General features: G+C 49.6%; 29 protein-coding genes. 12 read left to right on the top strand and 17 right to left on the bottom strand.

Features of this window, described 5'->3' with window-relative positions:
* Positions 1 to 2: 2 nt before the first annotated feature.
* The 14 genes from O5O45_RS05655 to O5O45_RS05590 form a co-directional block, all read right to left on the bottom strand.
* Positions 3 to 1211, bottom strand: a complete 1209-nt coding sequence (locus tag O5O45_RS05655; protein WP_305900391.1) for an IS256 family transposase — start codon at positions 1209 to 1211, stop codon at positions 3 to 5.
* Between the two features lie 55 nt (positions 1212 to 1266).
* Complete coding sequence (locus tag O5O45_RS05650; RefSeq protein WP_305904276.1) at positions 1267 to 2673, bottom strand: hypothetical protein; 1407 nt, start codon at positions 2671 to 2673, stop codon at positions 1267 to 1269.
* A gap of 588 nt (positions 2674 to 3261) precedes the next feature.
* A complete protein-coding gene (locus O5O45_RS05645; protein WP_305904275.1) occupies positions 3262 to 3450 on the bottom strand; it encodes a putative phage abortive infection protein in 189 nt (62 codons plus the stop codon).
* Between the two features lie 30 nt (positions 3451 to 3480).
* Positions 3481 to 4620 carry an ISAs1 family transposase gene (locus tag O5O45_RS05640; RefSeq protein WP_305903215.1) on the bottom strand — a complete coding sequence of 380 codons (1140 nt, stop codon included), beginning with the start codon at positions 4618 to 4620 and terminating at the stop codon, positions 3481 to 3483.
* 240 nt (positions 4621 to 4860) lie between these two features.
* On the bottom strand, positions 4861 to 5337 hold the full coding sequence (locus O5O45_RS05635) for a hypothetical protein (protein WP_305904274.1): 477 nt from the start codon (positions 5335 to 5337) through the stop codon (positions 4861 to 4863).
* Between the two features lie 71 nt (positions 5338 to 5408).
* A complete protein-coding gene (locus O5O45_RS05630; RefSeq protein WP_305904273.1) occupies positions 5409 to 5759 on the bottom strand; it encodes an antiterminator Q family protein in 351 nt (116 codons plus the stop codon).
* Complete coding sequence (locus tag O5O45_RS05625) at positions 5756 to 6046, bottom strand: hypothetical protein (protein ID WP_305904272.1); 291 nt, start codon at positions 6044 to 6046, stop codon at positions 5756 to 5758. Before O5O45_RS05625 ends, O5O45_RS05630 begins: the two co-directional genes overlap by 4 nt.
* Positions 6043 to 6390: a hypothetical protein gene (locus O5O45_RS05620; protein WP_216740476.1), complete on the bottom strand. Its 348-nt coding sequence runs from the start codon at positions 6388 to 6390 to the stop codon at positions 6043 to 6045. Before O5O45_RS05620 ends, O5O45_RS05625 begins: the two co-directional genes overlap by 4 nt.
* Positions 6387 to 6602, bottom strand: coding sequence for a hypothetical protein (locus tag O5O45_RS05615; protein ID WP_305904271.1), 216 nt, complete (start codon positions 6600 to 6602; stop codon positions 6387 to 6389). The genes O5O45_RS05620 and O5O45_RS05615 overlap by 4 nt, the downstream gene beginning before the upstream one ends.
* Positions 6595 to 6900 (bottom strand): hypothetical protein, encoded by a 306-nt coding sequence (locus tag O5O45_RS05610; RefSeq protein WP_305904270.1) that lies wholly within the window; start codon positions 6898 to 6900, stop codon positions 6595 to 6597. Before O5O45_RS05610 ends, O5O45_RS05615 begins: the two co-directional genes overlap by 8 nt.
* A gap of 17 nt (positions 6901 to 6917) precedes the next feature.
* Positions 6918 to 7631, bottom strand: a complete 714-nt coding sequence (locus tag O5O45_RS05605) for a replication protein P (RefSeq protein WP_305904269.1) — start codon at positions 7629 to 7631, stop codon at positions 6918 to 6920.
* Between the two features lie 2 nt (positions 7632 to 7633).
* Entirely contained in the window at positions 7634 to 8536 is a 903-nt protein-coding gene (locus O5O45_RS05600; RefSeq protein WP_305904268.1) for a replication protein, read from the bottom strand.
* An 11-nt stretch (positions 8537 to 8547) separates the two neighbouring features.
* On the bottom strand, positions 8548 to 9159 hold the full coding sequence (locus O5O45_RS05595; RefSeq protein ID WP_305904267.1) for a hypothetical protein: 612 nt from the start codon (positions 9157 to 9159) through the stop codon (positions 8548 to 8550).
* Positions 9160 to 9180: 21 nt separating this feature from the next.
* A complete protein-coding gene (locus O5O45_RS05590; protein WP_305904266.1) occupies positions 9181 to 9375 on the bottom strand; it encodes a Cro/CI family transcriptional regulator in 195 nt (64 codons plus the stop codon).
* A 97-nt stretch (positions 9376 to 9472) separates the two neighbouring features.
* On the opposite strand from O5O45_RS05590, the gene O5O45_RS05585 reads away from it, so the two are divergent.
* The 8 genes from O5O45_RS05585 (at position 9473) to O5O45_RS31900 (ending at position 14210) form a co-directional block, all read left to right on the top strand.
* Complete coding sequence (locus tag O5O45_RS05585) at positions 9473 to 10165, top strand: S24 family peptidase (protein WP_305904265.1); 693 nt, start codon at positions 9473 to 9475, stop codon at positions 10163 to 10165.
* Positions 10166 to 10580: 415 nt separating this feature from the next.
* On the top strand, positions 10581 to 10835 hold the full coding sequence (locus O5O45_RS05580; protein ID WP_305904264.1) for a hypothetical protein: 255 nt from the start codon (positions 10581 to 10583) through the stop codon (positions 10833 to 10835).
* On the top strand, positions 10832 to 11200 hold the full coding sequence (locus O5O45_RS05575) for a hypothetical protein (protein WP_305904263.1): 369 nt from the start codon (positions 10832 to 10834) through the stop codon (positions 11198 to 11200). Before O5O45_RS05580 ends, O5O45_RS05575 begins: the two co-directional genes overlap by 4 nt.
* Positions 11201 to 11213: 13 nt before the next feature.
* A complete protein-coding gene (locus O5O45_RS05570) occupies positions 11214 to 12224 on the top strand; it encodes a phosphoadenosine phosphosulfate reductase family protein (protein ID WP_305904262.1) in 1011 nt (336 codons plus the stop codon).
* A gap of 14 nt (positions 12225 to 12238) precedes the next feature.
* The gene (locus tag O5O45_RS05565; protein WP_305904261.1) at positions 12239 to 12934 is read left to right on the top strand and encodes a hypothetical protein; all 696 of its coding nucleotides are present in this window, start codon (positions 12239 to 12241) and stop codon (positions 12932 to 12934) included.
* Positions 12935 to 13432, top strand: coding sequence for a siphovirus Gp157 family protein (locus O5O45_RS05560; protein ID WP_305904260.1), 498 nt, complete (start codon positions 12935 to 12937; stop codon positions 13430 to 13432).
* 8 nt (positions 13433 to 13440) lie between these two features.
* On the top strand, positions 13441 to 13848 hold the full coding sequence (locus O5O45_RS05555; protein WP_305904259.1) for a single-stranded DNA-binding protein: 408 nt from the start codon (positions 13441 to 13443) through the stop codon (positions 13846 to 13848).
* 26 nt (positions 13849 to 13874) lie between these two features.
* Complete coding sequence (locus O5O45_RS31900) at positions 13875 to 14210, top strand: pyocin activator PrtN family protein (RefSeq protein ID WP_371747966.1); 336 nt, start codon at positions 13875 to 13877, stop codon at positions 14208 to 14210.
* On the opposite strand, the gene O5O45_RS05550 is transcribed toward O5O45_RS31900, so the two are convergent.
* Positions 14134 to 15186 (bottom strand): site-specific integrase, encoded by a 1053-nt coding sequence (locus tag O5O45_RS05550; RefSeq protein WP_305904258.1) that lies wholly within the window; start codon positions 15184 to 15186, stop codon positions 14134 to 14136. The two genes, O5O45_RS31900 and O5O45_RS05550, sit on opposite strands and share 77 nt — an antisense overlap.
* A gap of 159 nt (positions 15187 to 15345) precedes the next feature.
* On the opposite strand from O5O45_RS05550, the gene dusA reads away from it, so the two are divergent.
* Both dusA and tal read left to right on the top strand, forming a co-directional pair.
* Positions 15346 to 16395 (top strand): tRNA dihydrouridine(20/20a) synthase DusA, encoded by a 1050-nt coding sequence (dusA, locus tag O5O45_RS05545; RefSeq protein ID WP_305904257.1) that lies wholly within the window; start codon positions 15346 to 15348, stop codon positions 16393 to 16395.
* 27 nt (positions 16396 to 16422) lie between these two features.
* Positions 16423 to 17382: a transaldolase gene (gene tal / locus O5O45_RS05540; RefSeq protein WP_305904256.1), complete on the top strand. Its 960-nt coding sequence runs from the start codon at positions 16423 to 16425 to the stop codon at positions 17380 to 17382.
* Between the two features lie 102 nt (positions 17383 to 17484).
* On the opposite strand, the gene O5O45_RS05535 is transcribed toward tal, so the two are convergent.
* Together O5O45_RS05535 and O5O45_RS05530 are read right to left on the bottom strand one after the other, a co-directional pair.
* Positions 17485 to 18180 (bottom strand): ABC transporter ATP-binding protein, encoded by a 696-nt coding sequence (locus O5O45_RS05535; protein ID WP_305904255.1) that lies wholly within the window; start codon positions 18178 to 18180, stop codon positions 17485 to 17487.
* Positions 18173 to 19414: a lipoprotein-releasing ABC transporter permease subunit gene (locus tag O5O45_RS05530; protein WP_305904254.1), complete on the bottom strand. Its 1242-nt coding sequence runs from the start codon at positions 19412 to 19414 to the stop codon at positions 18173 to 18175. Before O5O45_RS05530 ends, O5O45_RS05535 begins: the two co-directional genes overlap by 8 nt.
* Positions 19415 to 19590: 176 nt before the next feature.
* On the opposite strand from O5O45_RS05530, the gene O5O45_RS05525 reads away from it, so the two are divergent.
* Together O5O45_RS05525 and O5O45_RS05520 are read left to right on the top strand one after the other, a co-directional pair.
* The gene (locus O5O45_RS05525) at positions 19591 to 20202 is read left to right on the top strand and encodes a PilZ domain-containing protein (RefSeq protein ID WP_305904253.1); all 612 of its coding nucleotides are present in this window, start codon (positions 19591 to 19593) and stop codon (positions 20200 to 20202) included.
* A gap of 132 nt (positions 20203 to 20334) precedes the next feature.
* Positions 20335 to 20628, top strand: coding sequence for a hypothetical protein (locus O5O45_RS05520; RefSeq protein WP_305904252.1), 294 nt, complete (start codon positions 20335 to 20337; stop codon positions 20626 to 20628).
* Positions 20629 to 20637 lie beyond the last annotated feature (9 nt).

Below are 20637 nucleotides of genomic sequence, written 5' to 3'. Positions count from 1 at the left end.
TATTAAAGATACTCCGTTAAGCGATCTTCGAACTCGATCATAAATCGGTTCAGCGCTGACTTCCAATTCCTGATCGGCATCGTCCATTTCTTCGACGCATCCATGATCGCCAGATACACCACCTTTCTCGCGGAATCATCCGTGGGGAACAGCTTCCGTTTCTTGATCACTTTCCTAATGACGCTGTTAAGGGACTCAATGGCATTGGTCGTGTAGATGGCCCTGCGAATGTCTTCCGGGTAGCGGAACAGAGTGTTGAGATTCTCCCAGTGAAGCCGCCAGGATCGGCTGATCTGGGGATATTTCTCATCCCATCGTTCGGCAAATTTGTCCAGCTCTGAGAGGGCTTCCTCTTCGGTGGCCGATTGGTAGATCCGCTTCAGATCTGTTGTGACCGGCTTATAGTCTTTCCATGGCACATACTTCACCGCATTGCGCACCATGTGCACGATACAGAGCTGTATCCGGGTTTGGGGATACACGGTATTGATCGCTTCGGGGAAACCCTTCAGACCATCCACACAGGCGATCAGAATGTCCTTCACGCCCCGGTTCTGTAACTCGGTCAGCACATTAAGCCAGAACTTCGCCCCTTCGGTTTCAGAGATCCACATCCCTAACAGTTCTTTGTGACCTTCCAGATTCACTCCCAAGGCAAGATAGATCGCCTTGTTGATCACCTGCTTATCCTGGCGGATCTTCACCACAATACAGTCCAGGTATACGATGGGATAAACCGCATCCAGAGGACGAGACTGCCATTCCACCACCCGCTCAATCACGGCATCCGTGACTTTGGAGATTAAGGTGGGAGAGACATCCGCGCCATACATTTCCTTAAAGGTGGCCACGATCTCTCGGGTGCTCATGCCTTTGGCGTAGAGGCTGAGAATCTTGTCGTCCATGGTGGTGAAGCGGGTCTGCTGCTTCTTGACCAGTAGAGGCTCAAAGCTGCCCTGACGATCTCTGGGAGTATTAACTTCAAACTGACCGTCCTCGGTACGGAGGGTCTTGCTGGAATAGCCGTTACGGCTATTGTCTGAATTTGAAGATTGATGTTTCTCGTATCCCAGATGCACATCCAGCTCTGCATTGAGCGCGGCTTCCACGGTCGCCTTGGTGAGCATCTGACGGAACTCGTTGAGATCCTTTTCTGTTTTCAGAGATTTGGCTGCCTCACGGGCAAATGCTTCTAATTCTTTCTGGTTCATTGTCTACCTATCCTTAACCCCGCTATAGGGTACTAGTGATAGGCAGATACACAAATTAAATTACAGTCTCGTCCGGTATATTTTCGGCGCTTCCAAATAATGATATCACAGCATCAGCTCTCGCATCTCGAGATGCTGGATAAATAGGTATTGCATGCCCAAATGAATACACAAATCCTGCGCTTTGTGTAGCTGTTTTCTCAGTCGCCATATTAGAATAGATAACACCGAAAATCAAAAAACTGACACAAAAAAGAATGAGTGTCCTTTTGATACTTCTTCCATAATCACTTACAACATCATACAAATAGTAAGCAAAAAGTCTGCCTCCTGTAAGCCCCCTCCAATAATCACTTTTCATTTCTTTCGCAAAAAAGTCCAATGCTCTTCTATGATCCTCGGCTTCCTTTGCTAACTTTTTTAGCTTCCTAAAACATGTCGAAGCATCAGGATTCTTAGCCATTGAAAAACAAAAGTATAAATCTTCTTTCTTGTAGCCTATATCAATTTTATCTAAATCAATGGAGCGATCAAATTTCGTATGTCTAAAGTCAACAACCGACGATGTCGTCAAACCAGACAAAGACAACTCACCTTCAAAATTAGAAGAAGAAAAATCAATGGATCTTACTAATTGAACATCATTTCCCTTGAATATAAACGATCCCTGAGAGCTAATAAAGCGAAACGTTAAACGGCTTTCACCAAAACTATTATCATCAAAAATCACTCCTCCTCTTCCGAACTCTGTCTTGCTAAAGTCAACATCGACCATATCAAAATCACATTCAGAAACAACCAACATGCATCGTTCAAGCTTTACTCTCTTGAAATTAAACTTCGCCCGAATATTATCACTTCCCTCCCTCTCCATATCCATATCACACGTCAAAAACGACATCTTACCATGATCAAAGTGCGAACCTGAAAATAAAACATCTCCGAAGAAGGAACAATTTCTAAATTCAATTTCTGCGCCTACCCCCTTGACAGAATTAAACCGCAGTCCCCTTCGAAATTTGCATCCAAAAAAAACGACCTCCTTACAATCAAAAATAGAACTTTCAAATGAAACAGAAGCACTCTCAAAGTCAACATTATCGATGAAAACCCTATCGCCTGCAAAAGTCATCCCTTCAAATATGACTTCCTCGCATTTAGAAAAATTAACGTTTTTAAATTCAAAATTCCCCCCATTTAATTTCACACCGCTAAATACAGCCTTCTTAGAGTCAAATACAACATCAACAAAGTTAAACTTACAATCAGAAGGAATATGGTACTCGGAGAAGGAAATAACATCCCCTTCTCTATATTCTGAAAATTTACCCCCATTGAATTCTATAACGTTAAGTTCTGGTTCATTTCTGATGGCTTTCAGCCACTCACTTGGACCTGAAGCCCAAACTTCAAATGCATTTTCTAACAAATGAGGCTCAACTAATTCAGCCTTTTTTTCCATTTTCAGCACCCCAAATCATGCCGCACAGCTAAAGATAATCGCATCTATCCAAGCAGTACCTGATTTCGACAGAGAGCCTGCCATGCGCCTATCTAGCTCTAGCATACATCGCACAACATACGCCAAGTTCTCCCCTGCCATGTAAGACCTCCCCCATCTCCTCATCCTTCGCCCACAACTTAGACACAACTAAATCTACCTACGCCGCCTCCTTTATCCGTAATTACCTGCGACTGCACCGAACTCCCTGCCATCCGTGCAAACGGCGTAGACGACGGATAGCCCACGTTATCTGTATTAAATTTAGACTACTTACACCAAATCGAAAGGGGATTTCAGGTGATTAGATATGTCTGGATAGAAGGGATTATAAAGAAAAAAAGAAATGATCTTTTTATTCAGCAACTTAGATATTTGGTAGTAGGAAGCATGACCTGTCTGAAAGAGTTTTAACCAGTCCAATTAGTCACAAAGAAACGAACGCGATATAGTTGAGCATCTATCAATATGGGGACTCATTCGAGGACAGCTCAATTTCTCTGCATGCGCGCATCACTTGCAAACAACCACAACGTTACAACATAACAATCACTTATTCATACCAAATGCAGATTGATCATAAAACTCAACATGAGAAACCTTATCTATCAATAATTCCCCGTCCATATATTCTAGCATTCCATACTTTTCAACCAACGGCTTAAACTTATCTTTACCAAATTCACTTAAGCAATTATAAAACATAATCAATATCTCGTATGTTGACAACTGAGACATAAGCACCCCCAGGCAAATCGCACTATGTGGCTACAAAGTAGCCAGGCCCGATAGCACTTTTTTTAAGTAACCATGATCCCAGCCTGCTCGTAGCCTCTTAGTTTTTATACCTCCTTTGTCCGTCTTCTCATTCTTCAGTAAATTCAACGCCATATGTCTCAACACCGCTAAATTCTCCGCGCTGTGTCCCATGCGATGCCGCGAGTCATCCTCTTTAAACGCTACATCCAGCACCCAATGCAGTTTGTTCTCTATGTGCCAGTGCTTTCGCGTCGCATTCAGGAAATATCTCGCATCGCCTTCTCGACTCGAAATATACAAGCGGCGCTCCAGCGTTCTTTGTCCTGACTCCATTCGCTCTGTTTCTACGACGATGAAACTCTTCAGGTCTTGCCAGCGACTTTGTTGCTTTTCCAGACCCTCCAGATTCGTTGAAACGCGGCAGCGCCGCTTCTCATCCTCAACGCGCCCTGGTTCGCATACAAAGTCGACAAAATCCTCGCCGAAGCCTTTAGCCTCAGCGTCCACGTACCGGTCGTGAATCTCATCGTGTAATGAGGCCTGATTTTCCTTCACACCCACTAAATAGTCTGCTTCCGCGTGACGGATATGCTTCACGATCTCCCGCTGGCATCCCATCGCGTCCAAGGTGACGAGACTTCCTTTTAATGACAATGCCTTCAACAGTTTAGGAATAGCAGTGATCTCATTGGACTTCTCCTGAGTTTTCACCTGTCCCAACACCAGTTCGTTCGCTGTCGACCAGGCGCTAACCATATGAATGGCGGGTTTGGAAGAGGATCGGTCGTATGAGCGCCGTAACGTTTTGCCGTCTATTGCGATCTGATCATCTGGAATCTGCTCCGCCAGCGTCGAAGCCCAGGATAGAAAGCTTATCTCTAGCGCCTCGGGATCTAACTTCGCAAAGATGTTGTTGAAGGTGTCGTGGGAGGGAATGCCGTTGGGCAGCTCCAGAAAAGACTCAAACCACTCTTTTTTAGCGTCGCCAAACCGAGTGATGGTAACCCAATCGTCAGCCCCACAGATGATCCCGCAGAGCGCGATGGTGAGAACATCATAGAAATTATGCCGCATATTGAGCGTCTCTCGACGAGGATCAGAAAGGCTGGAGAAATGGTGTTTAACGCCGTCAATTAAAGAAGAGCCCATAACAGTCCTTATTAGGGGAGAAAAAGAGGCGTACTCTATGAATTTACTGCCTACTATTCAACCACATAGTGCGATTTGCCTGGCACCCCAATATAAAAACCACGATCAACATAATCACAACTATCAACGAATTTTACTATATTATAAACACCTCTATAGTAATGACCAATTAGCTGTCTGTGATATTTATGAAAATCCTTGTAGGAAGAGATAATTGCCTCTTGAATACCCCCATCACTATCACGCATATGTCGAATATATATCCTTATATCTATTAAATAAAACTTCCATTACTTCTCGCCCAACAAACTCCCTACTACCTTTTATCGTAGCATTGTCAATTATATCTCTACTCAACTTAAGCATCTGAAAGAAACAACTTTCGAAAAGTTGTACCTCAATGCTATCGCTCTGCTTCTTCAATATCCCTCTCGTTTCTCTTAACTCATCCACTGAAGCTTTAAGCTCTCTTGATTGAATGCTTATTGTAACAAGTAGCGCCAGCAACCCTGCCAATCCAATCAATGGATTTAACGTCCCACCAAAGAAATCTCCAAATTGCCCCCATACATCTTGCCGGAGAGATATAACACCCCCAAAATAAACCCTATATAATAAAGCAACAATAACAGCCATAAACAAGCAAATTAAAAAAATACAACTCATTATTCTTATTATATTCTTTTCAAACCATGACTCTTCACTAAGCTGGCTCATAGCTCCTCTCCAATATTAACAAAAAACAATCTCGTCTTTTTTAGCCCCCCCCTAACCACCTCTACATACTATTAAGGGACATACAAAGCAGAGTCGATCCAGGCAACGCCAGACTTAACTAAAATGTCAGCTTTACGTCTATCCAATTTCGGCATTTGACGCACCACATAAGACAAATTCTCTCCAGCCATATAGTAGAGCCTAACAACCTCCCCCATCTCTTCATCCCTTGCCCGCAGCTTGGAAACAGCTAAATCAACCTTAGCCGCCTCCTGATCTGTTATCACCGGCGATCGCACCGAACTCCCCGCCATCCGCGCAAACGGCGTGGACGATGGATAGCCCACATTATCTGTATTAATTTTAGACCACCGTGCCCACTGCTCCAGTAACCACGCGGTTTCATCGACTGCTCGTCTCATCGTTTTACCTCAATCATTTCATTTTCAATCAGTTGGATATGTGTCCACGCTAGCCAATCCATGGTCAGCTGCTCTCGCTCCGCTTTGGTTAATGCTTTGCCTTGATCGAACTCCATGTGGCAAGGCACACACAGCGGGAACGTAGCGGCGTCTGAGGCCTTCAGCCCCCTGCCCTTGCCATGCCTCAACAGGTTCGAATGCGCCGCTTGTGAGCCGCCCTCGATGCCGCAGGAGGCGCAAGGCAACTGCCGGATGGCCGCCAGTAGTTTGTTGTTTCGATAAATCATGCGCCGTACCTCATCCTCTCCGCTCTCTTGTTGGCTGACTTGGTCCGCCATATCTCGACGGCCCATTCCGCTGTCCGTAACTCCCAATGTAGCCGGGCCTCCTCCTCTGTCGCTTGCATCAGCCCCTTTAATAGCTCCAGGTATTCCGGGTGTCGCCGCGCCCAAGCCTCCTGACGATTCGCCGCCGTCAGGTCCGGGTCCGCGCTCTCCGCCTCCCTCATAAGAATGGCGATCTTGGACTTGCGGAACTCCTCCAGGTAAACCCGATTCGCCTTGGCTTTCGCAAACTCCGCCGCCTTGTTGCGGATGTTCTGGAGCTTCTGCTCCAAAGTTTCGTCGCTCATGCCGCCCGCCTCCGTATCATTGCCCTGGCCATCTCTGGCGTGATCACCGTCGGCGCGGGTTTCGGTTTGGCTTTCAGTGCGAAATAGGTCCGCACATGCGCTTCGACCATCGCCCGGAATTGAGCGGGAACGGTGGCCAGCGCTCTGGCTCGCTCCTCCCTGCCCTGCATTTGCAGAATCTCGGCGGCGTATTCTCTTGGGCGCTTAGTCATGCTTAACCGCCCTCCACGCCACCGCCTTACGTCCTGAAATCGAGCACTCCATTATCCCGACTCGCTCCACCAAGCCCGCTTTCTCCGCGTCTGGAAGACGGCGTGCGACCATGTAGCGATCCAGCTTGGCGGTCCTGGCCAGCTCTGAACTGGTCCACCCTATGACCCAATCAGGGACCGGGCGCTTGGCCAGCTCCAGCGCGACAAGTTGTGTCTGCGTCCAGCGGTTTGACTCATTGGCCGCCGCGGCTAGATGGCTGCTAATGGGATCGGTTCTTCTTGCGTGTGTTTGTGTCATTACTGCTTTTCCTTGGCCTAACTGCTGGCCGAAACTGATTTCAACAAGTCCGCCATGCGTCGGCGGGCTTCTTCGCGGGAGACTGGCTTAGACGCCTTCGCTGGTTGCTCTGGTAGCGCTTTAGGGATGTCCGCTTGGATGTCTTCCCCGTTCATCACGCGGCGACAAACGATGTCGTAATTGCGTGTGAACAGCGGCAGCATTTCACTTTCAGGGCGCGTTCTAAGCTCAAAGCTGCCCGTCTCCCTTGCTGCGATACGCGCCGCCAGATAGGCAAGGCTTTCCCCGCGCTCAAGCTGCTGAAGCCCACCGCAGGCCACCCGGTAGGCTGCTTGCACTGGCATCAGGCCAAGGTCTTCCGCTGTAGGTCTACACCACGCGATGAACTGGCCCACGCTGGGAATGTGCGGGGAGTTCAGTCTGCGCGCTCTGGTTAAACCGACCTGAACCTGTTGCATGCTCAGAATCCCGTTTTCGATGAATCCCTTGGTCCAAGCTTTCTTGGCCTGCTGGATGACTTCATGGTCTGGGAAGGCGTACTTCCAGGCGGGGAATACTCCGCTAAGCTCCGTGAACAAGGCGTTGACGATCTCCGCCGCCTGCTCGGAAATAGCGGCCTGTGATTGTCCGTAAGCCCTGCGCTGCGCTGTATGCTGTAGCGTGTCGCCCTGGCGTAGCGTGCGACTGATTACGCCGTGTATTTGCTGTGATCCGATGTGCTTTGCTTCCATGGTTAAATCCCTAAATCCTGCGCCCAGCTTGTGTCGTGAAACCCGTAAACATCCCCAGGCACCGTGCTGTTGCCTGCGGCGCCGTATTCGTTGAGCTGCGATTGACGGGTTGGCTTCGGCGCAAACTTCATGCTGTTGCGCATCCAGTTACGCCACGCCGACTTCCAGCACTTGAACGTCGACCCCTTGGCCCGGTGGTAATCGAGAAACTTGTCGGTTTCGGTGACAAGGTCCGTGGTGATCCGGTTGTCACATGCCCAGCCGAACAGCTCGTCGGTGATTTCAAAATCGGTCGGCGCTTGGGTGGCGCGTTTCACACGCGCTTTCTTAACAATGTCTTTTGTAAGATTGTCTTTATTGTCTTTTGTGTAGGCCGTTTTCGGCTCGTTTTTCGGGCCGGTTTCGGCCTGCTGACGAGCCGGTTTCGGCCTGTTTTGTTCTGAATCCGTAGTGTAAGAACAGGCCGTTTTCGGCTCATTAACAGGCTGGTTTCGGCTCATTTTCGGGCCGGTTTCGGCTCGTTTATGGGCCGTTTTCGGCCTGCTTGGCTTCGTCATTTCCCAGTCTGATATCACCGGGTTAGGCCCCATCTGCCGACCATCGACAACGATCATGCGGCGGGCTTTAAGCTCGCGGATGTCTGCGCGGATATGCGACGGGCATCCCTCATAACTCATGAGCTGACAGAGCTGTTCGGCGACAATCCAGTCATACTTTTTCCCGTATCCGTAGGTCTTCCTTATTAACGCCATAAAGACGCGATACTGACGGCCTGACAGCTCGACCTTGCAAAGGCTGTCCGCCAGCTCATTGGCTAGGCGAAAGAAGCCGTTATCAATATCTGCTTTGACCACTTCCATTTTGGGCGCGGAAGGAAACGCCAAGACGTTGGCTTGCGCCGTCATACATCAACCTCCTAGTTGATAACTGCGTGAGAGCGGGCGGCTATTGCAGCGCCCTTATAGTTCAGCTCGGGATAGGTTCTTTCCAGCTCGCCCAGGACAGCCGCCCCAGTGGCGACCGCTTCGGACACTTCCTGATAGGCGCGGCGTGCGGATTCGAGATCCGGGTGAATACCCAATTCGATGACGGACACCTGAGCTTCCATCTGTTCTTTGGTGAGACATGCCGCCATGCGGGTGGCGTCGATGCGTTCGCAACTCACCTGCCGGCTGCACACCACGACACCCGCAACACCAAACACATCATTCAGATAAGACAGACGAAGCTCTTCAGGCATCGCCGAGACGATGGCGGGCTCCAAACACCAAAGACGATCTAAAAAGGCATGTATCCCGTCGTATTGACCAAGCCAGCGAAAAATCTTTTGGGCGTTGACGCGGAGGTCGTTATAAAGGTCATCCGACTGGTTGAACGTTATCCCTTCGTTTTTAAGGATTTCAGACAGCCCGCAGTCATTAGCCGCTTGAACGATTTCGCCGCAGATGGTCGCCCGGCTCGCTTTCGGTTGCTCCAGCCAGCGATTAACGGCGGACATAAGCAGTTTTAGGCGTGATTGCTGTTTCATGAATTAAAAGCCTCCCTGCTCTTAAACTGACCGTGTCGTTTCGGCGGCTACATTCGGATCATGCTTTAACTTGCCGTTTGTCAGCCTCTCTAACTGGAAAGCGCGAAGCTCCGGGATCGTGTCGCCCCATTGTGAAATGGCGGACTTATGAAGCTTCAAAACGTTTGCTAATGCCTGCTGGCTTCCAAAGTACTGGACTGCCTCAGCTTTTTTCATAGTTGACTTCCTAAAGGTCATAGTTTAGAACTAATCTAGAGTGCTAAACTTTAGAAGTCAAGACTATGAACTCTATATTGTTTAGCATACTAAACCTATGGATACTTCAAACCGCATCAAACAGCGCATGCAGACCCTAGGTCTGAAAGCTGTACAAATTTCTAAATTAATGGGCGTCTCAAAGGGGACTGTCAGCCAATGGGTTAATGCTGTTAGCAAGCCAAGCGGCGGGAATCTAGTGGCCTTGAGCCAAGTGCTTAAATGTGATCCTGATTGGCTTCTTTCTGGGAAAGAAAGAGACAAGCCGGAATTAAATTCTGGCTGGAGCGGCAGTGTCGAGGTGTGGAATGAAGGAGACCCACTAAAGGAGGATGAGGTAGAGTTGCCTTTTTATACCGAAGTTAAGTTGTCTAACGGTAACGGCAGCGTTGTCAATTTGGATAACCATGGAGCCAAGTTTCGTTTTTCGGCGCCCTTGCTTGAGATGCAAGGAGTTGAGCCAGAAAACGCAGCTTGTATTGTGGTAAGTGGTTCCAGTATGGACCCAGTATTACCAGATGGAAGCACTACAGTCGCCGACCGAGGCGATACGTCAATAAAAGACGGCAAACTGTATGGCATTGATCACAGCGGCATGATAATCGTGCGGCAAGTATTTCGTGTCCCCGGCGGGGGATTGAGGCTCAAGTGCTATAACGGCGCAGATTACCCGGATGAAATAGTTGTCGGCGAAAGCCTGAAGAATGTGCGCATTCTTGGACGAATAGTTTGGTACTCAGTAATTCTGTAACCCAGATATAGTCTATGTGGGAACAATGGATTTGTTGAAATAATAATCATCCCCTTACATCTCCAAACCAACAAACAAGACCCAGAAGACGTTCGTTTTGTTCACAAAACCTGCAAAAGCAGGTTTTTTTTCGTCCAGAAGAACTGAGTACTTAATATTGAACTTTTTAGTTGACCTCCAAAGTTCATAGCTCTAAACTCTATTCCAAGTTATCGCCAACAAGGATAGAGAAATGTTTAGCCCCCTAGAGCCAAGCAATAGAAAACCTAAACCAACTCTTCATCTGTCAGTGTCCCCACACACAGGCCCAATCAGCAACCTATCCAGACTAGCCCAGTACCGGTCTAAACGAGCCATCAAGGCCGTTAACCCTAACGCCAAGTTTCCAGTCGCTATCTACCAATAAGGACCACACATGAACGGAACTCTACTCACCCACATGACAGACAGAGAGCTTCTAAACGCCCTCATGATCAAGTGCGCGGTCGAGGCTGAAGCCATCCTCTACAGACTGGACGACTTACGAGATAAGAACAGTGACTTGGTATTTGATCTGGAATGCAGCCATGACGATCTGGTCGACGCCAACTCAGCCATTCAGGAGCGCGACCGCAAGATCGCCGAACTACAAAACATTATCGCCCAGCTTCAGAAGGACTTAGAGCAATGAAATACATGAACTACCTGGAAAGACAAGAGATCAAAGAGCGCATTCTGGAGAGCACGGCTAAGTCCATCGCCGAGGATTTGCTAGAGGGCCGTCGCGTACATGTGAACGGCCAGAAGTGGGGCTTTCAGGATGTGCTAGACGAGGTCAAACAAGGCGACGACATCGACTCTGTTTTATCCCTGCTCTACCAGAGCCGGGACGACAAGAAAGGCCGCCAAACAGCAGTCACCTCCTGCAAGCAGATGATCGACAACGCCGCCTACAGCATCGGGAAATATCTGGCTGACGCAGCATACAAGCAGGAGCAGGAAGACATAGCGATTGATCGCTACGAAACCAATCAGCATTACCACAGCATTCAGTAACAGGGACCGGGCCTTGAAAGAACTAAACGTTGTTTCTGTATCGGGCGGTAAAGACAGCACCGCCCTGGCCCTTCTCGCCATTGAGGAGGGCGCTCCAAACCTAGAGTTTGTGTTTGCGGATACTGGTCACGAACATCAGACCACTTACGACTACGTGGACTATTTGGACAAAGAACTGAAGCGGTTATGCGGCAAAGGGATCACGCGAGTTAAGGCGGACTTTGCAGCACAAATCGCGGGCAAACGCAGATACGTACAGAAGAAGTGGCTTAAGGAGTTCATGGGAGAGGATCGGTCCAACCGATCACGGCGCAAAGCTAAGCGCCGCATCTATCAGGCGCTAAAGGCGATCAAGCCAACGGGAAATCCGTTCTTGGACCTTTGCATCTGGAAGGGACGCTTCCCCTCTACACGTGCGCGCTTCTGCTCCCAAGAGCTTAAGCATGTTCCGGTAGACGAATACATCAACAAGCTGCGGAAAGAACATGGCTATCAACGTGTGGTTCATTGGCAAGGCGTGCGCCGGGACGAGTCCCGGGCCCGGGCAAACCTGGATGAGTGGGAACTCAACTTTGGCGACATTGAGAGCGGCGCCGGCTTCTGGACCTACCGCCCCTTGTTGGACTGGAAAGCGGAGGACTGCTTCGCCATGCATACAAAATACGGCATCAAATGGAATCCGCTCTATGAGCAAGGTATGGGGCGCGTGGGATGCATGCCATGCATTCATGCAGGCAAGCGCGAGTTATTCGAGATCAGCCGACGCTTTCCGCATGTTCCTCAGACTATCGATGCTTGGGAGAAGCGTGTCTCCAGCGCATCCAAGCGCGGAATGTCTACGTTCTTTGCCGCTGGCAAAACGCCAGGAGCACACAAAAAAGACTCTCGAATCAAGATGCCAAACATTTACGACGTCATTGAGTGGAGCAAAACCGGGCGCGGCGGCAATCAATATGACCTGATATCCGCCATCAATTTGGACTCCACCCCAACCTGCTCAAGCATCTACGGGCTATGTGAGTAACAACAGGATCTGACATGAACAGCAACCTACACATCTGGGAGGCAGTCGATAAGACCGCTCCCGAATACACCGAAGCCTACACCCTACCCTCTGGCTTTGTTGGGACTAGCGTAAACGCCTCTTACCTGATAAAGCGAGCCACTGAACAATTCGGCCCGCTTGGGACTGGCTGGGGATATGAGATTTTAGAGGAACGCATCGACGAAGGCGCGCCGCTTAACCTGGACGCAGAAGGCCAGCAGATGATTATGGGGAAGACACACACCATCAAGCTCCGCTTCTGGTATGCCTACGAAAACGAGATCGCCGAGTTTATCCACTACGGACACACACCCTACGTCTATCGGGACGCCTTCGGCATTCAGTACGACAGCGACGCGCCGAAAAAGACGCTGACGGACGCCATCAAGAAGTGCCTGTACATGCTTGGCTTTGCCGGTGACGTCACAACGGGAATGCACAAACGCTTGCCGAATGATCCCGGCCCCAACCACAGCGCAGAGCGGAAACGCCAAGAAGCCGCCGACAAAGCATGGCTGGACGATCAAGCGAGACTGATAGAGGAAGCGGAAACACTCAGCGATCTAGAAGCGCTTTATAAGGGCGCCGCTATTCGCCTGAAATCCAGATGGGACGACGCCGGTTTAAGACGCCTGACCATCCTGTACGCCGCCAAGAAAAACACCCTGGAGCACGCGGAGCCAGCATAAGTGCCGAAGCTATACGAGATCACCGGCAAGCTTGCCGAACTACACAACATTGACGCAGACAACGACGAAACCCTACAGCAAGCCATCGCCGACACATTGGAAGCCGTAGAGGGAGAGTTTAAGGACAAGGCCGCGCAGATCGCTCGGCTACTTCAAAACCTTGAGGCCGATCGCTCCGCCATCAAATCCGAAGTGGACCGACTAAACAGGCGCGAGAAAAGCATAGAGCGCAAAGAAGAATCCATAAGCGAATACCTGCGGAACCATATGGAGCTGACACGCATTAAAACCGTCAGCACTCCGCTACACACAATCTCATGCGTAGCAGGTCGAGAGGTGGCTCATATCGAAGACGAAGCCGCCCTCCCACAGGATTACGTCGCCGTAGACGTGACGATAAAACCCAACAAGCAGGCCATCACCCAGGACCTGAAAGCCGGTAAAGACATCCCCGGCGCCCGCCTGGAGCTTGGCAAGAGTTACATCCGCATTAAGTAAGGAGACACATGTTTATCAAACTCTGCGCCCTCGGGCGTGACGCCGAACTGAGATACACACCAAGCGGACAGGCAGTGGCTACGCTCGCCCTCGCCTACAGCATCGGCCACGGCGACAACAGACGGACCCAGTGGATCGACGGCGCGCTATGGGGCGACCGTGCTATCTCGCTGGAGCCGCATCTGACCAAAGGCACAAAGCTGGTAGTGACAGCTGACGATCTGGAGCTGGAGCAGTTCACCAAGGGCGACGGCACACCCAGCGCCAAGATTCGCTGCCGGATAGTAAAGGTCGACTTTGCGAGCCCGAAACAAACCCAGCCTGCACCACAACCATACAGGCCAGCAACACCGCCACCAGTTCAGATGCCAGCAACAGGCCAGGCATATGACGAATTCGACGACATTCCTTTTTGAATGACACAAAGAAAGATAAGGAAATTATGAATACTGCATTCTTATTAATGGCCGAATACGAAACAAGTCAGATACCGCTCACCGTAATTGCTGAAAAGTATCTGAACATTACTGTCCGCACTGAGATACAAAGAAAGGCTCGCGCACAGCAATTTCCTTTTGCTGTATACCGCGCAAAATCTAACGCTTCAGAGTGGATTGTTCATGTCCATGATCTAGCAAACTGGATTGATACACAGAGAGAAGAGGCCACCAAGAGCTGGGCCGCGATTAATGGCTTCAACGTTAAGCCCTTAACTCCAGGTTCTCGGGCCTCAAATTTGTGTACCGCTTCAAAACTCCCCAGCTCTCGTGCAACGTAAACTGTTGCACCTCCACTATGCTGTAGCCGGCCTCAAAGAGCCGGCTTGTCGCCTCATGCCTTAGGTCATGAAACCTTAAGTCTTCAATACCATTAAGCTGGCAAGCCTTGGTAAAAGCAGTACTAATAGTCTTCTCGTAATACGGGAAGATATATTCACTATTTCGCGGTTGGCGCTGGATGATTTCCCATGCCTCATTGGTATATTTGAATTTTCTATGGTTGCCAACTTTCTTGGTCGGGTGTTTCGCATCCCTTACCAATCCGACTTGAACTTCCTCATTATTATCAGACCACTTTAGCTTAACAATCTCCCCCTGCCGTCTCGCTGAATGGATTGCGAACCACATAATGTCATGCATCGGAATTGAGGAACCTTGGTCGCGCCGAATGAAATAATCTGAGAGTAAAGCCAACTCTTCAGCCGTAGGCCTTCGATCACGCTGGGCAGACTTCGCCACAAGTTTATGTTTCCGTGCGATCACCGCTGCGTCGTCAATAACCTGCAAGCTAATCGGGTAGCTAGGAAAATGAGATTTAGCCGTTCGAAATGCCACCCGAAGCCATACCAAATCATTATTCGCTGTAGAGGCGCTCACGGTTTTGCGACGATTCTTTAGGTGATCTACAAGGTGTGCTGTGGACAGGGTAACCAGCTCTGTACTTGCCAGAGGCTCCATATTTAGCATCATTTTTATATGATACATTTTTGATTCGCCAAACCCTGAAACCTCATGATACTCATCAAAGTACCACTGCAGCACATCGCGAACGGTCAGGCCGCTATACTGCATTCTCTCAATCGCTCCAGGCTGATCTAATTCAGTCTCCCTGCGACGCTCATACTCCTTTGCCAGCTTTATAGTCGGAAAAGTAGCGCTCTCGCTATGAACGACCTCCCCTCCTTTTTTTACTCTAATTTGCACCCGATAGCGGGTGCTGCCGTCTTTGGCTTTACGCTTGATGATGGTTGCCATGTTATACTGCCTTCCGGACAAATTTTGCACCGCATTAGCGGGTGCATTTTCCTAAAATTCCATGGTGCATTTTTAGTGGATCATGGTGCACGAGTGGTGCACCAATTGTATAAAACCGCCTAATTTTGCACAAGAAAGTACAGTTTTATACAACGCAGTATGTCAACAAAATCAAGCACTAAGCCAATAGATTCGGGCAATTCAGGACTTCGTCGGCTTTCCGTGGCCCCGATGATGGATTGGACAGACAGGCACTATCGCTACCTCGCCCGCCTCCTTTCCAAGCATACCTATTTATATACCGAGATGGTGACCACCGGAGCCATCGTACATGGTGACCGCAACCGCTTCCTGGATTTCAACACGGAAGAGCACCCTATCGCCGTCCAGCTCGGCGGCAGCAATCCTGACGAATTGAAGGAGTGCGCCAAGATCTGCGAAGACTGGGGCTACGATGAGATCAATCTGAATGTGGGATGCCCCAGCGACCGCGTCCAGAACAACATGATCGGAGCCTGTCTGATGGGGTATCCCGAGCGCGTGGCGGAATGCGTGGCGGCCATGCGCTCCGTCGTTTCCATCCCGGTGACGGTCAAGCATCGCATAGGCATTGATGACCAGGACTCCGAAGAGTTCTTGTTGAATTTTGTTCGCACTGTCAAAGCAGCAGGATGCTCCACCTTTATCATTCATGCACGCAAGGCGATCCTCAAAGGGCTCAGCCCAAAGGAAAACCGGGAGATTCCGCCGCTGATATATCCGCGCGCCTATATGATCAAGCAGACATTTCCTGAACTTGAGATCATTATCAATGGCGGCATCAAAACCATGGACGAATCGGAAAGCCACTTGCAGGAAGTCGATGGAGTCATGATCGGGCGCGAAGCCTATCAGCGCCCATGGATGCTGGCGGACGTGGACAACCGTCTGTTCCACACTCCGCCGCCGAGCTTCAGCGCTACGGATATCGGCTATCAGTTTTTAGAGTATATCGAACGCAACTATCAGAACGGCGTTGCGGTCTGGCATATGGCGCGACACGCACTGGGCTTGTTTCATGGCCAAAAAGGTGGGAAACAGTTTCGCAGATATTTAAGCGAAAACGCCATCAAACGCACCGCCTCTCCGACTGTTTTTAGAGAAGCTTTAGATATAGTATCTTCTTACAAACAGTCCAACTCTCTGAACGCCGCCTCCGAGGCGGTCTGAAAGAACCAACCCAGGGATAAAAATACAATGGCTTTAAGCAAGCTCGAGCAATTACGCCAAATGACTTCCGTTGTCGCCGACACCGGCGATATCGAAGCAATCAAAAAGCACAAACCCGACGACGCAACCACCAACCCTTCGCTACTGTTGAAGGCCGCGTCTCTTCCTGTCTACGAAAGCCTGGTCAATGATGCGCTCAACTATGGCAAGCAACAAGCCGCTGCGCCTCAAGAGGCCGTAGCCCATGCTATCGACTACCTGTCCGTTTCCATTGGCAAAGAAATTTCAAAAGTCATTTCGGGATATATTTCCACCGAAGTGGACGCTCGCTTGTCCTTCGACACTGACGCCACCATCGACAAAGCCAAGCAGTTGATTAAGCTTTACAACGACGTCGGCGTTGGCAAAGAGCGCATTCTGATCAAAATCGCTTCTACCTGGGAAGGCATTCGCGCCGCAGAAGTACTGGAAAAGCAAGGTATTCGCTGCAACCTGACATTGCTGTTCTCCTTTACCCAAGCTGTTGCTTGCGCCGAGGCCGGCGTATTCCTGATATCGCCTTTTGTCGGGCGAATCTATGATTGGTACAAGGCCAAGTGGAACAAAGACGAGATTTCCGTTGACGAAGATCCAGGCGTGATGTCAGTGAAATCTATTTACGAGTTCTACAAGTCGCGTGGCTACAACACTATCGTAATGGGCGCCAGTTTCCGTCACGCCGGACAAATTGAAGCCCTGTCAGGCTGCGATAAGTTGACCATCAGCCCAGAATTACTGAATGACCTGGAAGCAGACGCTGGCGAATTGACCCGCGCCCTATCCTCTGAACAGCCAAGCGCCGAACGCGATGCGCCGATTACCGAAGCCGCTTTCCGCTGGGGCATGAACGAGGACGCAATGGCGACGGAGAAACTGGCCGAAGGCATCCGCAAGTTCGCTGAGGATCAAGTTAAATTGGAGCAGATGCTGCTCAAAAAGATGGGCTAAACCCGGTAGAGATTCCGGGGTCACCCCCAATAAAAAAGGCGGGCCTCTAAAAAGACCCGCCCTTTTTAATTCCGCCGCAACTTGTGCGCCACATTTGTTATTTCACAAAGTGTCGCGATCCACTTTCGCCAATACGCCTTCTTTTAGAGAGTATTGTTCATCCATACGCGCCGCAAGCTTATAATCATGAGTCACCAACACAAATGCAGTCTGGTTTTGACGCACCAAATCCCATAACAGCGCCTGTACAGAGTCCGCAGTATCCGGGTCCAGGTTACCGGTAGGCTCGTCCATCAAAACACAAGATGGCCTGGGAGAAAGCGCGCGGGCTATCGCCACACGCTGGCGCTCGCCACCAGACAACTGTCCAGGACGATGCTTGAGACGGTGCGACAAACCCACTCGCTCCAGCCAGTATTCCGCTTCCTTTTTAGCTTCTTTGACCGCAACGCCTCTTAACAACAAAGGCATACAGACGTTTTCCAATGCACTAAACTCGGGTAAAAGATGATGAAACTGGTAGACAAAACCTACGTGGGCGTTGCGCAGTTTAGCCTTGGCTTTTTCATCCATGCCATGCACATCCTGCCCCGAGATGCTGATAGAGCCTGAGCTTGGATGATCCAAAGCGCCCATAATATTCAGCAAGGTAGACTTACCCGAACCGGATGCGCCGACAATAGCGACGGTCTGCTCTGGATAAAGCGAAATATTAACGCCGCGCAGAACTTCGATAGGCTCCTTTCCCTGTACATATACCTTGTGCACAGATTGGCATTCCAATACTGGACTACTCATACCTCAACGCCTCCGCCGGCTCGATTTTGGACGCGCGCCATGCGGGATACATAGTCGCAACAAAGCTGATAGTCAGGGTAACGGCGCTAATCAACGCAACATCCCCCCACTGCAAATCGGATGGGAGATAGCTAATGAAATACACATCAGAGCTTAGTAACTGAATACCCGCCACCTTCTCAAACCAAGCGATCATATCACTGATATTGACCGCCAACAGACAACCTAGCAGAACCCCCAAGGCAGTCCCCACTACTCCTATAAACAAACCTTGGACCATAAAAATGCGCAGAATATTACCGGGGGTCGCCCCCATCGTACGCAATATTGCAATATCCGCTTTCTTGTCAGTGACGACCATTACCAGAGTGGAAACAATGTTAAACGCAGCCACCGCAACGATGAACATCAACAGCAATCCAACCATGGTCTTTTCCATTTGGATAGCTTGAAACAAATTACCGTGGGTTCGTGTCCAGTCGCTTGCGTAATATCCACTGCCTAATTCCGCCACAATCGTGCGGGATACTTTTGAAGCATCGAACAAATTCTTAAGCTTAAGTCGCACACCCTCAACAGAGTCACCCAGGCGCTTTATTCTAGCGGCATCTTCGATATGGATAATCGCCAGCGTACTGTCCAATTCAGCGCCAACACTGAATATCCCTTTTACCGTAAACCGCTTCATTCGAGGAAATACGCCTGCAGGGGTGACTGAGGCTTCAGGTAAGATGACTGTAATTTTGTCCCCTACTCTGGCCCGCATGTAGCTAGCCAAAATATCGCCAAGAACAATACCAAACTCCCCAGGTTTCAAATCATCCAGGCTACCGGAGATAATGTGATTCTGAACGATGGAAACGCCTTTCTCCGCCTCAGGATCAATACCATTGATCATAATTCCATGTACATTCCCCGCCGCCGTCGCCATGCCTTGCGCATAAACGAACGGCGCAACGCCCTCCACCTGCGGATGTTGCAAAGCAAACTCTTTGACCTCTCCCCAACTACTCATAGGGCCATGGCTCTTAATCACCGCGTGCGGAACCATACCCAATATTCGTTGCCGCAACTCCCGATCAAAGCCGTTCATGACGGACATAACGGTAATCAGCACCAGCACTCCAAGAATCAACCCAATCATGGACGTCAAGGAGATAAAAGAAATAAAGTGGTTATCTCGCTTCGCCGAGGTGTAGCGCAAGCCTATAAATAGAGATAAGGGTTTATACATCCACAGAGCACCTGGTATTAATTGTTGGCTTGTTGGCGGGCTTAAATCGCCGCCTGAAAGTGTGATCGGATGGGAGCGTCCGACTGGCCGCTTAAGTTGATAAGTTAATTAGCCCAAATTAAGCGGCGTAAAACTATAATCTATTAATAAGTGTTTCACTACTACGGTTTATTAATATGTCCGATTCAGACGTCACATCAGATAACCGGAGGGATTATTACCGAATTCATGACCAGGCTTTGGTTGAGTATCAGGAGCGCACGGCAAGCAATCACTCGATGGCGGAATTCTACCGACACCCTGTCTATTTCGAGATGCTGAACGAGCTGCAAAGCCTGGACCTGGAAACCTCTAAGCTGATGGGGCATGTTGCGGAAAAGGACCGTTCCCTGGCGGCGCTGCTGAAAGCGCTCAACAAAAAGGTCGACTTGATCGCCCGCACGCTCGCGCTGGTGGAGACAGGCATCAATGAGGATAGACTACAGTTTATTGACCTGAGCGAGGGCGGCATGGCCTTTGTCAGCCCTCGCCAGGAGCGCGAGGGACTGCAGCTGATTCTTAAGGCGACGCTGGTTCCCAGCTATATATCCATTCTGACTGAAGCGGAAGTCGTCAGCTCCGAGCCCGTTAAAGAGCATCCTGAGCATGCATTAAGCCATGAGCAAGAAAATGGAGATGGTTTCATTACACGAGTCAATTTCATTAATTTCAGCGAATCACAGCGACAAATCGTTGCAAGACACATTCTGAGAACCCAGCAACAGCAACGCAGGCGTCAACTGGAATAAGATGGCGCTACTACGCGAATCCAAGAGCGTTATTCAATTAATGACAAAGACTTGCGTATGAAATTTTAAGTGTCTAATCAGCTAAATACAGCTAGACTAGTATGTTAAAGAAACGAATTTAGGAATAAGTCGATGCTAAATTCTTGGAATAAGTTATTCGCAGTCGCTTTAATCAGTCTGGCGCCGTTGGCCAACGCCGATGAGCTAGTCACCCCCGTCATGCAACAAGGCTCATCAAACGCCGGCATGGAAACGCCACGCACAGGCCAAACCATGAGTGCAGTGGAACAACGCTACGGCAGCCCCTCTTATGTCAAAGGCCCAGTCGGAGACCCGCCCATCACAGTATGGGAGTACGGAAGCTATTCCGTATATTTTGAGGGCGATCGCGTAATTCATACTGTACTTAAGCCTGTCAAACCGTAAACTACTCGC

This window comes from Hahella sp. HNIBRBA332 (assembly GCF_030719035.1).
GTDB lineage: Bacteria > Pseudomonadota > Gammaproteobacteria > Pseudomonadales > Oleiphilaceae > Hahella.
Note: the sequence above shows the minus strand (reverse complement) of the source record. Positions and strands in the feature narration are given on the sequence as shown.

Excerpts from the sequence above, each read along its gene's own strand:
- O5O45_RS05655 (WP_305900391.1), bottom strand. The coding sequence starts at position 1,211 with ATGAACCAGAAAGAATTAGAAGCATTTGCCCGTGAGGCAGCCAAATCT.
- O5O45_RS05650 (WP_305904276.1), bottom strand. The coding sequence starts at position 2,673 with ATGGAAAAAAAGGCTGAATTAGTTGAGCCTCATTTGTTAGAAAATGCA.
- O5O45_RS05645 (WP_305904275.1), bottom strand. The coding sequence starts at position 3,450 with ATGTCTCAGTTGTCAACATACGAGATATTGATTATGTTTTATAATTGC.
- O5O45_RS05640 (WP_305903215.1), bottom strand. The coding sequence starts at position 4,620 with ATGGGCTCTTCTTTAATTGACGGCGTTAAACACCATTTCTCCAGCCTT.
- O5O45_RS05635 (WP_305904274.1), bottom strand. The coding sequence starts at position 5,337 with ATGAGCCAGCTTAGTGAAGAGTCATGGTTTGAAAAGAATATAATAAGA.
- O5O45_RS05630 (WP_305904273.1), bottom strand. The coding sequence starts at position 5,759 with ATGAGACGAGCAGTCGATGAAACCGCGTGGTTACTGGAGCAGTGGGCA.
- O5O45_RS05625 (WP_305904272.1), bottom strand. The coding sequence starts at position 6,046 with ATGATTTATCGAAACAACAAACTACTGGCGGCCATCCGGCAGTTGCCT.
- O5O45_RS05620 (WP_216740476.1), bottom strand. The coding sequence starts at position 6,390 with ATGAGCGACGAAACTTTGGAGCAGAAGCTCCAGAACATCCGCAACAAG.
- O5O45_RS05615 (WP_305904271.1), bottom strand. The coding sequence starts at position 6,602 with ATGACTAAGCGCCCAAGAGAATACGCCGCCGAGATTCTGCAAATGCAG.
- O5O45_RS05610 (WP_305904270.1), bottom strand. The coding sequence starts at position 6,900 with ATGACACAAACACACGCAAGAAGAACCGATCCCATTAGCAGCCATCTA.
- O5O45_RS05605 (WP_305904269.1), bottom strand. The coding sequence starts at position 7,631 with ATGGAAGCAAAGCACATCGGATCACAGCAAATACACGGCGTAATCAGT.
- O5O45_RS05600 (WP_305904268.1), bottom strand. The coding sequence starts at position 8,536 with ATGACGGCGCAAGCCAACGTCTTGGCGTTTCCTTCCGCGCCCAAAATG.
- O5O45_RS05595 (WP_305904267.1), bottom strand. The coding sequence starts at position 9,159 with ATGAAACAGCAATCACGCCTAAAACTGCTTATGTCCGCCGTTAATCGC.
- O5O45_RS05590 (WP_305904266.1), bottom strand. The coding sequence starts at position 9,375 with ATGAAAAAAGCTGAGGCAGTCCAGTACTTTGGAAGCCAGCAGGCATTA.
- O5O45_RS05585 (WP_305904265.1), top strand. The coding sequence starts at position 9,473 with ATGGATACTTCAAACCGCATCAAACAGCGCATGCAGACCCTAGGTCTG.
- O5O45_RS05580 (WP_305904264.1), top strand. The coding sequence starts at position 10,581 with ATGAACGGAACTCTACTCACCCACATGACAGACAGAGAGCTTCTAAAC.
- O5O45_RS05575 (WP_305904263.1), top strand. The coding sequence starts at position 10,832 with ATGAAATACATGAACTACCTGGAAAGACAAGAGATCAAAGAGCGCATT.
- O5O45_RS05565 (WP_305904261.1), top strand. The coding sequence starts at position 12,239 with ATGAACAGCAACCTACACATCTGGGAGGCAGTCGATAAGACCGCTCCC.
- O5O45_RS05555 (WP_305904259.1), top strand. The coding sequence starts at position 13,441 with ATGTTTATCAAACTCTGCGCCCTCGGGCGTGACGCCGAACTGAGATAC.
- O5O45_RS31900 (WP_371747966.1), top strand. The coding sequence starts at position 13,875 with ATGAATACTGCATTCTTATTAATGGCCGAATACGAAACAAGTCAGATA.
- O5O45_RS05550 (WP_305904258.1), bottom strand. The coding sequence starts at position 15,186 with ATGGCAACCATCATCAAGCGTAAAGCCAAAGACGGCAGCACCCGCTAT.
- dusA (WP_305904257.1), top strand. The coding sequence starts at position 15,346 with ATGTCAACAAAATCAAGCACTAAGCCAATAGATTCGGGCAATTCAGGA.
- tal (WP_305904256.1), top strand. The coding sequence starts at position 16,423 with ATGGCTTTAAGCAAGCTCGAGCAATTACGCCAAATGACTTCCGTTGTC.
- O5O45_RS05535 (WP_305904255.1), bottom strand. The coding sequence starts at position 18,180 with ATGAGTAGTCCAGTATTGGAATGCCAATCTGTGCACAAGGTATATGTA.
- O5O45_RS05530 (WP_305904254.1), bottom strand. The coding sequence starts at position 19,414 with ATGTATAAACCCTTATCTCTATTTATAGGCTTGCGCTACACCTCGGCG.
- O5O45_RS05525 (WP_305904253.1), top strand. The coding sequence starts at position 19,591 with ATGTCCGATTCAGACGTCACATCAGATAACCGGAGGGATTATTACCGA.
- O5O45_RS05520 (WP_305904252.1), top strand. The coding sequence starts at position 20,335 with ATGCTAAATTCTTGGAATAAGTTATTCGCAGTCGCTTTAATCAGTCTG.